Origin of the sequence: Calothrix sp. PCC 6303, from assembly GCF_000317435.1 — a bacterium.
Lineage (GTDB): Bacteria > Cyanobacteriota > Cyanobacteriia > Cyanobacteriales > Nostocaceae > PCC-6303.
This window is the reverse complement of sequence record NC_019751.1, coordinates 1707028-1719064: the sequence shown is the minus strand read 5'-3', so window position 1 is coordinate 1719064 and position 12037 is coordinate 1707028. Positions and strand designations below refer to the sequence as shown.

At 38.1% G+C, this 12037-nt stretch carries 12 protein-coding genes, 1 tRNA gene and 1 pseudogene; 10 read left to right on the top strand and 4 right to left on the bottom strand.

The features are described from left to right. Window positions 1–234: 234 nt before the first annotated feature. Both CAL6303_RS30245 and CAL6303_RS07070 read left to right on the top strand, forming a co-directional pair. Window positions 235–387 carry a hypothetical protein gene (locus tag CAL6303_RS30245; protein WP_158333135.1) on the top strand — a complete coding sequence of 51 codons (153 nt, stop codon included), beginning with the start codon at window positions 235–237 and terminating at the stop codon, window positions 385–387. Window positions 388–710: 323 nt separating this feature from the next. Beyond that, window positions 711–1340: a DUF4340 domain-containing protein gene (locus CAL6303_RS07070; RefSeq protein ID WP_015197161.1), complete on the top strand. Its 630-nt coding sequence runs from the start codon at window positions 711–713 to the stop codon at window positions 1338–1340. A 7-nt stretch (window positions 1341–1347) separates the two neighbouring features. Here the strand turns inward: CAL6303_RS07070 and CAL6303_RS07065 are convergent, their stop codons facing one another. Beyond that, entirely contained in the window at window positions 1348–1632 is a 285-nt protein-coding gene (locus tag CAL6303_RS07065; protein ID WP_015197160.1) for a hypothetical protein, read from the bottom strand. Between the two features lie 738 nt (window positions 1633–2370). Between CAL6303_RS07065 and purU the strand changes: the two genes are divergently transcribed. Then, a complete protein-coding gene (gene purU / locus CAL6303_RS07060) occupies window positions 2371–3225 on the top strand; it encodes a formyltetrahydrofolate deformylase (RefSeq protein ID WP_015197159.1) in 855 nt (284 codons plus the stop codon). 59 nt (window positions 3226–3284) lie between these two features. On the opposite strand, the gene CAL6303_RS07055 is transcribed toward purU, so the two are convergent. Next, window positions 3285–3686: a hypothetical protein gene (locus CAL6303_RS07055; RefSeq protein WP_041740325.1), complete on the bottom strand. Its 402-nt coding sequence runs from the start codon at window positions 3684–3686 to the stop codon at window positions 3285–3287. Between the two features lie 123 nt (window positions 3687–3809). Continuing rightward, window positions 3810–3883: transfer RNA gene (locus CAL6303_RS07050), tRNA-Arg, on the bottom strand. 339 nt (window positions 3884–4222) lie between these two features. Between CAL6303_RS07050 and CAL6303_RS07045 the strand changes: the two genes are divergently transcribed. The 6 genes from CAL6303_RS07045 (at window position 4223) to CAL6303_RS07020 (ending at window position 10030) form a co-directional block, all read left to right on the top strand. After that, window positions 4223–4885 carry an Npun_F0813 family protein gene (locus CAL6303_RS07045; protein WP_015197157.1) on the top strand — a complete coding sequence of 221 codons (663 nt, stop codon included), beginning with the start codon at window positions 4223–4225 and terminating at the stop codon, window positions 4883–4885. Between the two features lie 132 nt (window positions 4886–5017). After that, window positions 5018–5902 carry a hypothetical protein gene (locus CAL6303_RS07040; RefSeq protein ID WP_015197156.1) on the top strand — a complete coding sequence of 295 codons (885 nt, stop codon included), beginning with the start codon at window positions 5018–5020 and terminating at the stop codon, window positions 5900–5902. 147 nt (window positions 5903–6049) lie between these two features. Then, window positions 6050–7063: a helix-turn-helix domain-containing protein gene (locus CAL6303_RS07035; RefSeq protein ID WP_015197155.1), complete on the top strand. Its 1014-nt coding sequence runs from the start codon at window positions 6050–6052 to the stop codon at window positions 7061–7063. Between the two features lie 1188 nt (window positions 7064–8251). Further along, complete coding sequence (locus tag CAL6303_RS07030) at window positions 8252–8431, top strand: HetP family heterocyst commitment protein (RefSeq protein ID WP_051036620.1); 180 nt, start codon at window positions 8252–8254, stop codon at window positions 8429–8431. A gap of 247 nt (window positions 8432–8678) precedes the next feature. Next, on the top strand, window positions 8679–9278 hold the full coding sequence (locus CAL6303_RS07025; RefSeq protein WP_015197154.1) for a cytochrome b/b6 domain-containing protein: 600 nt from the start codon (window positions 8679–8681) through the stop codon (window positions 9276–9278). 53 nt (window positions 9279–9331) lie between these two features. Continuing rightward, window positions 9332–10030: a molybdopterin-dependent oxidoreductase gene (locus CAL6303_RS07020; RefSeq protein WP_015197153.1), complete on the top strand. Its 699-nt coding sequence runs from the start codon at window positions 9332–9334 to the stop codon at window positions 10028–10030. A 37-nt stretch (window positions 10031–10067) separates the two neighbouring features. Here the strand turns inward: CAL6303_RS07020 and CAL6303_RS07015 are convergent. Continuing rightward, window positions 10068–10271, bottom strand: a pseudogene (locus tag CAL6303_RS07015) (Uma2 family endonuclease); the annotation flags it as partial. A gap of 114 nt (window positions 10272–10385) precedes the next feature. Between CAL6303_RS07015 and CAL6303_RS07010 the strand changes: the two are divergent. Continuing rightward, the gene (locus tag CAL6303_RS07010; protein ID WP_015197151.1) at window positions 10386–11888 is read left to right on the top strand and encodes a DEAD/DEAH box helicase; all 1503 of its coding nucleotides are present in this window, start codon (window positions 10386–10388) and stop codon (window positions 11886–11888) included. The last annotated feature ends 149 nt before the right edge of the window (window positions 11889–12037 follow it).

The following is a 12037-nucleotide window of genomic DNA, read 5'->3' as shown; positions in this document are numbered from 1 at the left end:
TATAACTAAGAACACCAATTACCTTCATCCCCACACTCCAACAATCGGGATGAAGTTTACAGTCTGCCCTGGTAGATGAGCAGATAGACGTAGGTACATCGATTTTTTGTTCCTTCACTTTTACACAGATTTCATCAGCAGCAGTTAAACTTCACCATATCTAAATAACACACAGAAGCCAATTGGTGTAAAAATGCGCTGATAAATCTCCTCCAGGATGAAATCAGGAGTTTTTTGAGCGATTCAAATGCGTCGTTGCGTAGCTTGCGTCTACCTTACGAAGACGCACACGCTTCAGCAGCTTTTCGTAAACTAGTACAGCATCGCGGAAATAAACCTACCATCGCAACCAGACAAAAAGCTTGTTTTATGGGCTTTATTCCTTAGTTTCCTCTCCGCAGTCGCTACAACGGGGGGAACCCCCGCAACACGCTGCTCTCTCTCTGCCTACTTACTTCTGCCTTCTTGTACTAGTAATCTCAGCATGTTGATGGAAAACCACAGTAGCAAATTCACACAGAAGAAAGGCATTAGATTTAAAAGTTTGTGAACCTGATGGTACTAAAATAAACCTAAACTCTTATCTAGCTTCGTGACTGGGAAAGTATTCCCACAGGTTCCATCTGGGATAAATCTTCTGGAGGCACTCAAGATGAAAATTCCTTTCACCGCTTCCTACTCACTGATTTCCAAAGTCTGGTTATGAAATTATGAAACTACAACGAACAACACTGATATTGATATTCCTAGCATTTGGCTTAGGTGGTTCAGTCTATCTTTATGAACAAATCAGCGCTAACCAATCCCAAGAAACAAAACGCAAGGAACAGCAACTTTTCTCATTTCAAAAAGATGATATCCAAGCTTTAAGTATTAAAAAAGGTAATACCACTATTAACTTGGAACGTAACATTAATTCTGAGCAACCAAAATGGCTGTTAAAATCACCAATATCTGCAACAGCTAGTGATGCTTCAGTATCATATTTAACCGATTTATTAGTTCAAGATAAAATTAATCGTTCTATACCCCTAGGAAATAGCCAACTGAATGAATTTGGCTTAGAACCACCCCTAGCAACAATCGAGATTAAATTAAAAAACCAGAAAAGCTATCAATTAAAATTAGGTGCATTGGATTTTAGTAATACTTTTTTGTATGCACAATCAGCATCTCTTTCACAACCCGATACCAACACTAATATATTACTTGTATCCAAAGACTTTACCAATGCGGTGAATCGAGAACTATCGGAGTGGCAAGAAGTAAATACTAGCAGTCCTCAAAAATCATCCCCACTACCTAGTCCCACATTCAATGTTCCTAAACCCCAAAAATAAAGCCTCATTAATCAGCAATTTCCTGCTTTTGGTATGATTTGTTAATTGGTTTCAGTTCGGGAAATTCAATCAGAAGATCAATAACTTCTTTATGCCTTTTATGAAATTTCAATAATTCCAAGTAGGCAAAGGGAATGACAATGGGCCACATAAAGGTAGCAATTATTAAAATTATTCCCGAAAAATAACGCTGATGTAATGACATATCTTGATCTTCAAAAAAGAAATGTAACCATTCAATAAAAACTAATATTGATATTAATAAATAAAATGTAATTAGAAAAATGATCATTGAATTAGTCCGCCATAATTATTATTTAAACAAAGAAAATAAAGCTGATTTTTATTTACCAAATAAAAAAGAAAAATTGAGAATCTATAGTCCATATTTTAGCTGGTTATGATGAATACTCAAACTGTAAATTACTTTATCCTCGACTCAAATTTAGAATCCTAATGTTTAAACTTTACACATCAAATGAACAGTCTGTAGTAAAAAATACTACCTTTTAAAAATAAAATTGTTACTGGCTGTTCAGTTTACAAGAGTCAACTAACTGATTCTGGAAGAAATATTTACAGTAATGGCTTTGTGTATAAAATCAAACAAAATATACAAATTACTTATGTTGTGGTTGCACTCAATAGTTAATACTTATATAGCAGCATCATAAGATTCCTGAGCTTAGTTGTGAGAAAATAGAGAATGTTAACTATCAATTGACTGTTTTGTGTAAGTGAAACTAAGTCTCAGCCTACTTCTTGATAAAACTGTTAGGGAAGATGAATATAAATATTTGATGAATTATATACATAAGTTTTATTATTGATAATTATTAAAAGACATGTTTAATGCTTGTGATTAAAATAAATAATTACTTTAGTAAAAATACCACAATGTTTATCAATAGTAAGGGGTTTAATACCCCTACTGCCTTCTTCAATTAATTTCGACGATAACTGAAATTTTGAATTTTCACAACTGTGAATTCACTTCCAATATGCAGCTTTGTACCTTTTGAATTTGAATATGACAAGCCCTACAGCGACTTTATTAATTTCTTGCCCAGATCAAAAAGGTTTGGTGGCGAAAATAGCTAATTTTCTTTATGCAAATGGAGGAAATATTATTCATGCAGATCAACATACAGATTTTGCTGCTGGCTTATTTTTAACAAGATTGGAATGGCAACTAGCAGGGTTTAATTTACCCAAGGATTTAATCGCACCAGCCTTTAATGCCATAGCGCAACCATTGAATGCCGATTGGAAATTACATTTTTCGGATGCTGTACCTAGAATTGCGATTTGGGTGAGCAAACAAGATCATTGCTTGTATGATTTAATTTGGCGATATCGTGCCCATGAATTTGCCGCAGAAATCCCATTAATTATGAGTAATCATCCCGATTTAAAAGTTGTAGCAGAGCAATTTGGGATTGATTATGTGCATATTCCGATTTCTAAAGAGAATAAAGCAGAACAAGAAGCAAAACAACTAGAAGTGCTACAACAATATAATATTGATTTGGTAGTATTGGCGAAATATATGCAGATTTTGAGCAAGGATTTTGTCCAAAAGTTTCCGCAAATTATTAATATCCATCACTCATTTTTACCTGCTTTTGTGGGTGCAAATCCTTACCACAAAGCATTTGAAAGAGGTGTAAAAATTATTGGTGCTACTGCACATTATGTTACATCCGATTTAGATGCCGGACCAATTATTGAGCAGGATGTGGTGCGGGTGAGTCATCGTGATGAGGTGGAAGATTTAATTAGAAAAGGTAAGGATTTGGAGCGGGTTGTACTGGCTAGGGCAGTGAGGCTACACTTACGGAATCGTGTGTTGGTATATGGCAATCGAACTGTAGTGTTTGAGTAGTAGGGGTAAATGGGAGTATGCGATCGCATATCACCCATAATCATCTATTTTGGCACCATTTAGTTAACCAAATAACTTCGCCAAACTGTTTCACCGTCACCTTTTTCTGGTTGCAGTAAACGCCAAGTTTTACCTTCTTTTTGCAACTGCATATAAATATCAAAAGGCTTTTTTTCGGTGGTTAGCTGACGCTTGGGAAGTTTTAAAACTAGATCATACACACCCTGAACATGATAGGCAGGCAAATTCTGTACAGATTTACTTTGTAGCTGACGAATTGCCAGATGTTTAATTTCAAATCCTTTAATATCTAAATCTAATTGTTGAGTTAACTTTGCCTGAGTTTGTTGAACCTGAATTGCTACCGCTTTCTTTGCTAGGTTATTATTGGGAGTATATATATTGTTAGAACACCCATTCAGGAACAAAAAAAGTACTAAGAGAATAATCACTCGTCCCATCATCAATTTTAACCTCGCTTCAACTCAGCTAATTACCATCCTATTGGCAAAATTGATCAAATGGATATCCTAGGGATTAGCCTAGGGTCAAAATCTACTTTTACTTTGGTTTTCACTTCACTATGAGCGCAGCAGGACTCGAACCTGCGACCGACAGATTAGAAATCTGTTGCTCTATCCAACTGAGCTATGCGCCCGGTCAAGGGCATTCCTATCGTTAGGACATAATTATATCTGCTTTTCCCACAAAATGCAACCATATAGGTAATAATCCCAACAGATTTGTAAATATAATCATCAAAATAAGTTAAAAACTTACCATAAGTGGCAACAATTATGTATATATATTGTGTTGCCTCAAGTCTACATAGGTCAAAAAAACTTAGCCGTTTAGAGTATAAGCTTTCTCTGACTTCGTAAATGTACCAACTTATCGGCAAAATGTTCAACTTAATTGCTTACCACAAGTTAGACTAGGTAATTGGTAACAATACCAATTTTCATGGTGCCCTGTCAGAAGTTATTCTTTGTTTGTCATGTTCATTCTTAAGCGACAGGATGTTGAAATATCGACGATTCAGCACCCAAAGCGAGATCAGCAGTTGCCGATTCTCTATTATCAAGGGCAGAGTTTTCGGTTGATTAGCGTTTTTAAGGCTAGTCAGGAAGAAGAAGCCAAAGCTGTATGGAGAGAACTTACCGATAACAGAGGCAAAGCCTGTGTTTTATTAGAGGAACCGGAACGCTATAGCGTTTGGGGTAAGATTCGTTTGGATCAACTCAGTAGTAGCGATACAGATGGTGGACAACGAACAGAAATCCTCTTACAAGCAGCGATCCTGTTGTTGCAAAATACATATATGGATATTGAAGAATATCTAGGTACTCGACAAGCAAATTTATTTGAAGAGGCTTTAACACAGACTTGTAGCCAAAGACAGTTACCACAGACAAATTCATCAGCAGTAATTAAACATCTACTAAATCTAGATCCGCTTCAAGCATTGCAATTACCGCATTGGCAAGAAAACCATGTGCTTGTGTTTTTGGAAGAATTGCATCGTTTGGGAAAAGAGTACTTCGGAAACAGTAACTTTGCCCGTTCAGTAGCTGATAAATTACAGGATATGCCAGAAGGCGATCGCTCATTTGTAATGATGTGGCTAAAGCAATCATCAGTAAGTAAAATGTGGCATTAATATCTAGTTATTTTACTGACACTGAAGTGATATGTTTTTGTATTCCTATGACTAAAATGTAGTCAAGGATATACTTTAAAGCAGTCAGCAGCTAAAAAAAATAACTAAATTACATTGACACAATAAAATACTATGAGTAACATCTACAACAAATCCTATGATTCTAAACCGCTATTTTCAACTCAAAACCTGGTATTAGCCAACATCAGTTGGGGCGTGCTGGCACTGTTGTACTTTCTGCTGTTTAGTGCAAAAATACCAACGGCAACAACAGAGGGTGTCCAAGAACTACGTGCCCAATGGTATCTCATTGGTACAAACGTTTTTGAAGCAGTAGCCTACCTAGGTGCAGGAATTTTATGTTTGAGAAACTGGCGTAGCTCACAAATTGTTAATAGTCACAACGTTTGGCTGGCAATTGGCGGGGGTATGCTTTCTTATTTTTTTGGAGGGATCATCTTTGGATACATGGAAATTGTCTTGAAGCAGGAACCCTTCCCCTCAGTTGCGGATATATTCTTTGTAATTACTTATTTGTTAATTGTTCCAGGAATGGTTTGGGCAGTAGCATCAAGACGAATCAAACTAGAGATATGGCAATGGATAGTCACTTTAGCAATTGGTATATTTAGTAGTTCCCTGGCATGGTTGATCTCCAATACAACACCATGTGAGGAAGAAGAAATTGCCGCATGGGCAGTCCAACTGGCACGAATTTTGAACTGGTTTTATGTTGTCAGTGATGTACTTTTATTAATCATTGCAACTGCCTTGTTACTAGCTTTTTGGGGAGGACGAGTTTCTCAATCTTGGCGAATGATTGCAGCCGCTGCGTTTTCCCTCTATATCGCAGATATGTGGCAAAAATTTGGCACAACTTTATGTAAATACCAAAGTGGAGGGATACTAGAAGTATTCTTTGTATTGGGTGGAGTGTTATTCGGTATGGGAGCCGTTTTAGAGTATGACGCATCTTGGAATCGTTCGCGCCGCGAACGGGGAAGAAAAAGACCATAGTCAGAGAGATATCGCCGCACAACGACGAGGTTTCCAAGACAGCTTTCTGAGGCAGCTTTCCGGAGGCAACTACCCCCGGAAAGATTGTTTAGTTAATGTCTCTAGGAAATTGCCATTCTGGCTTCGTGAATATATCTGGTGTCTACCGTGAGAAAACTAACCGAATCTGATAAGCAGGAAATACTTCAGTTGTATCGAGAGACTGCCGAAACAACTTCAACTTTGGCAGAACGGTTTGATGTCAGTAACTCGACTATTAGCCGTTTGCTTAAAAGTACCTTAGCTGAGGATGAATACGAGTATCTCGTATCATTGAAGCGGGCAGCTCGAACTCCTGAGGGTAGAGCACAAGTTAGCTATGAACAAAAGCCAGAATTTGTACCAACAGATGTGGCAACTGAAGAAATAGCCCCAGTTGTGAGCTTTCCGGAAGAGAAAGAGCAATTAAAGCCGCAAAAACGAGTTAAAGCACCAATCAAAGCTGCTGACAAGGAGGAAAAACCAAGTTCTGTAGTGCGAAGAGTGCGGAGGCGATCGCTTGATGCCGAAGATGCACCAGAACCCACCGTTCAGCAGTTGGAATTATTGGAGCAAAAACCCCAAGAAGCTGTTCGTATTCCCACTCCTGCGGTGGAAAAAGTTCGACTGAATCCAATTCCTCTGCGAGAACAATCTGCTACCATTGCTGAGTTTTTCGGTGATGATTTACTCGGTGAAGGTGATGATGAACTCGATGATGATCTAGATGATGATGATCTCGATGACCTCGACGACGATGATGATGATGATGATGAATGGGAAGCACCTCGTCCATTAATGACGCGATCGCGTTCTGATGATTCATTAATAAATGTGTTACCGCTGTCGGATGCCAGTCTGCCACGAACCTGTTATTTGGTCATCGACCGTTCGGCTGAACTCATTACTCGTCCCCTCCGGGATTTTGGCGATTTGGGACAAATTCCCAATCCCGAAATCCAGCAGCGAACCCTGCCGATATTTGATAACCATCGTGTGGCAAAGCGCTTTTCGACTAAACGCGATCGCGTCATCAAAGTTCCTGATAGCCGGATGCTGCATAAAGCCCGTTATCATCTCCAAGCTAAGGGAATCACACGATTGTTAATTGATGGTCAAGTGTACTCATTATCTCAGGTTTAACCGTTAGCTTTTAGCGATTGGTATATCAGAGATTATTGGGATGAGCAACATTCTTTAAGGGTTGATCGTGACATCAACGCCGCGATCAACCTAAAAAGGCTTGGGCTGGGCATTTTCCGAACCAGAAAACGCCTTAGTGGGAAGTTACCCTAATTGGAACACTGACCTGCAACTTTTGTTTTATTGACTCGTTCTTAGGCTCTAACTTGTAAGTGAGTAGTAGGAAAATCGCTTACATGCTTGACGGTGAAGAGAACTTTTTTCCATCGTGACTGCCTGGGAAACCTGACTTTGAGGCTCCGCGTTCTATCCGCACTGGAAGCGGAGCCTCCAACTTTCTATTCCTTGCCACAGACAGCTATTTTCAGATAAATAAGACTTGCTGAATAACTATAAAACATTTATTTATCAACACTTTCGGGATTTTTTCTCAGGGGAAAGTGCAAGAAAATAAGGGTTTTAGGTTTAAAAAGCTTGCATTCAGATTCATTGGAATACGAAAAAACAGAAAAAATAAAGGGAAAACTGTTAAGAGTTCCCTACCCCCACTAAAAGACTTTTACAGCTAACGCTGCGCTACGCGTTTCTTGGATGCCCGAAAGGGCTATACAGCAGACCCTAAATAGACCCTACAGATGGGCTAATGTAGTTCAATTAGTTGAAAACTACTGTAACAATAATCAGCATTTCTTAATATGTACTGATTTTAATTGTTACATTTACTAAGCTAGTAGCATTTAAATGTAGTCATTTTTATACGTACAAGTGATCATAAAATTACGTATCAACAATGAATTCCTGGCTTAATTAATTATCTCTGTTCGCGGTTAAATGACACACTTTATTTTTATAAAACACTTAGACATATTATTTTTCAACGAACAATAAATAAATTTGAAACATCTGCATCCCTAAAATAATTATACTTTTAAGGGGTTGTATCCTGTAAAAATTTAATGATCAACTATCGGGAAAAGATACTGTTGTAACTCAAATACTTACAGTATATACACTGACCTATTTTGTAGATTTGTACTTTAATTAATATAAACTTCATAAATATTTCACTGTATTTTTAAAAAATAATGAAATCTTGTCCCGATAGCTATATACACTGTGAATTGAGATTAAAGTGTTCCCTATTAACTCACGACATGAGCATCTGCAATCTTGAAATTTATAAAGACCATGCATAAAAAACAAATTGAAGAAGTTCTCAAAGCAATAATTGCTGGCAAGTACTCCTGGGCTTGTGTGTTGATTCTACGTTTTAATGGATACGAGCCTCATCACTATATTCCCTATCGAACTTATATCCGGTTACTAAAAGAAAACTATCAACTTGATGGAGCAAAACACATTAGCTAAAACACTTTTTAACGAATTATTATCCAATTCAAAAACAAGTTAATCTTCCCCTGAGTCAGTTTAGAGTTTTCAAATATTTCATTTTTTTAATCGTGAATTTTTTTCAGAAAAAGTGAAAAAACATTACGTAGATATTTTCTGAAAGATCATTGTGTCTGAGAGTACAATCACGATATCCTGAAAAGGTGGGCTACAAACCCACCTTTTTTATTGAAGCCGATTCCAGGCAATAACTGACTAAATACCTATGAATTCCAAAGAATCTGCCAAAACTCGGAAAATACCAAATCAAGCAATTGGAGCTAAAATATTTCATTGGATTAATATTGTGAGCTTATTTCTGATGCTCACAAGTGGATTACAAATCTACAATGCAAATCCAGTGTTCGGTGGTAGAGAGGGTTTAAGTATACCTCCCATATTTACGCTTGGTGCTTGGTTAGCTGGTGGTAGACATTGGCATTTTGCAGCAATGTGGTTATTTTCTCTCAACTTACTAGGTTATGGCATTTATATTTTCATAACTCGTCGCTGGAAGCATAGATTTGTTGGTGCTAATGATATTAAAGCCCTACAAAAAAGTCAAAATCCTAAACGTTCGACTTATGCTTGGCACCGCATAATATACACAAGTATCATCCCCATTTTACTGTTAGCAATTTTTACTGGCATAGGAATGTATAAACCCGCGCAATTTCCGCTAATAGTGAGTTTTTTTGGTAGTTGGCAAGCTTTGCGGATTGTTCATTTTTCTTCAGTTCCCTTGGTGATTACATTTGTAATTATGCACTCACTTTTAGGGCGTAAAGCTGGTGGAACAGAATTAACGGAATCAATGTTTTGGTAAATCTCAAGTATTTGCTTTTATGGTTAATTAATAACTAGATAAGTCACAGAATTATGAATCTAAATCGTCGGCAATTATTGCAAATTTCTGGATTGTCCGGAATAAATTTACTCTTAGCTGGATGTGGAACACAAGCATTTGAAGATGTAGTTGGTGTCCTTTCCGAACCGATAAACCAAAAAGTAGAATCCTTAATATTTAACCCTCAAAAGCTAATTCCCGAATTTTCTCTAAGTGATATTCAACCCAAAGAGCTAATTGTAAACAGTTTTAAGGGAATTCCCCAAATTGATATCGACAAATATAGATTAGTGATAGAAGGAGAAGTTAATAATCCCTTGAATCTTAGCTTCAAAGAAATTCAAGCTTTACCATCTACATCCATGATCATCCGTCATGTATGTGTAGAAGGATGGGCAGCAATTGTACAATGGGGAGGTGTACGTTTGCGAGATTTAATTGCCCTTGCTCAACCAAAAGCAAACGTCAAATTTGCTTATTTTGTTTCAGCAGACACCTATTACTCTAGTTGGGATTTAGCCTCATCTGTACATCCGCAAACTTTATTAGCCTATGAAAAAAATGGTGAACCTTTGCCTGTGGAAAATGGCGCACCTTTACGTTTAGCAGCACCAATCAAGTTAGGCTATAAGCAAAGTAAATGGGTAACAAAAATTATCTTGGTTAGTCAGTTGTCACTGGGTAAGGGTTACTGGGAAGATCAGGGTTATGAGTGGTTTGCAGGATTGTGATTATTGGTAAATTAGTCTGAGTGCTTTATTCAGACTATAGATCGGTTTTGTCAATATCACTAATAGTTGTAAGTAACTTTCCCACAAGAGAACCTGTTAATTTTGAATGCTTTCCTCTAGGCTTAGGCATTTCGACAATTACCCCGTCATGCAGTTCGTAGCTTGCTTCTGAGTTTTCTGGATACCATTCGATAAATTCATCAAAGGTGTATAATTTAGTTTCGGTTTGTGCTTGGGTCATAAGTTATCACCTCTCAAGTTAGTTTTGCCGTCTTAGAAAAAAATAAATAATACCTAGATGCACATTTTAGGTTATTACTAATTAAGTGAGTAACCGTCATCGAGAAACGCGAAAATGCCTCGCATACCCACTTTAACTTTCGATCGTGGCACGTTAATTTTGCATCCACCACCACGGGGTAAAGCTTGGACAGATTTTGTGACGTGGGATGATCGTGTGGAAAAATTCCGGATTCCGGCGATTCAATATCGGGCTTTGGTGGAGACATTGCAATCGGAAAATGTCAGCTTTACAGATGAAGCAAAAGCTTTTTACCCAATTGAACTGGTGGCAGCGATGGAAATGGAGCCGTACCAGCATCAGAGTGAGGCACTAGCAGCTTGGAAATTGGCGGGTAGGCAGGGAGTGGTTGTTTTACCGACAGCAGCAGGAAAGACTTATTTGGCGCAGATGGCGATGCAATCTACACCGCGTACAACAATGATTGTGGTACCCACTTTGGATTTGATGCATCAGTGGTATGCACATCTGTTGGCTGCGTTTCCAGATACGGAGGTGGGTTTATTGGGGGGAGGTTCGCGGGATAAAACACCGATTTTGGTGGCAACTTATGATAGTGCCGCAATACATATTGAAACCCTGGGAAGCTTGTACGGGTTGCTGATTTTTGATGAGTGTCACCACCTGCCAACCGATTTTAGCAGGGTGATTGCCGAGTATGCGATCGCGCCCTACAGATTAGGCTTATCTGCTACCCCTGAACGTACTGATGGGAAACATGCTGATTTAAATATCCTTATTGGTAGGGAAGTTTATCGTCAACGTGCCGAAGATTTGGCAGGGAAGGCACTAGCTGAACACGAAATTAGACAAATTAAAGTAAAATTGGCACAGCAAGAACGAGAAAGATATAACGAACTAATTCAAATTCGCAATAACTTCCTCAAGGAATCAAAAATATCTTTGGGTAGCTTAGAAGGGTGGCAAAAATTTGTCCAAATGAGCGCCCGTTCGGGAAATGGTCGTAAGGCGATGCTGGCGCACCGAGAATCAAAAGAGATTGCTTTGGGAACTGATAGCAAGTTAAGGATTTTGGGTGATTTATTGGCACAGCATTATCCCGAAAGAATTTTGATCTTTACAGCAGATAATGCCACTGTTTATAAAATTTCTCAATCATTTCTAATTCCGGCAATTACACACCAAACCCCGGTAAAGGAACGCCATCTCATATTAACTAAGTTTAAAGAAGGTACCTATAAATCTTTGGTAGCATCCCATGTATTGAACGAAGGTGTGGATGTACCAGCCGCTAGCATCGCCATTATTTTATCGGGGACTGGTTCAGCTAGGGAATATATCCAGCGTTTAGGTAGGGTGTTGAGAAAAGGTAATATTCCCAACAAGCAGGCGATTTTGTATGAAGTGATCGCCGAAAATACTAGCGAGGAAGCAACTTCAGCCCGTAGACGAGGAGTGGAAACAGAAAACTCAATCAAGAGAAATGTCAGTTACGGAACTAATCAGCAACGAGGTTATCGAGCGGCAGAACAAATGGAAATAAACTATTCAGTAGATGATTCTGTGAAGAAAACGAATCCTGATAGTCTTTTTTAACATCGACAGTAACAAGCTTCAATTTCCAGAAATATACTGATTTGGGGGAGAAAAACAAGAATGATCAATTTTGAGTCTACTGGTGAACTGCAAAACCCTCAGTTCTAGAAAAATTCACGTTTATCATGAATCTAGCCAATATCTCTCAA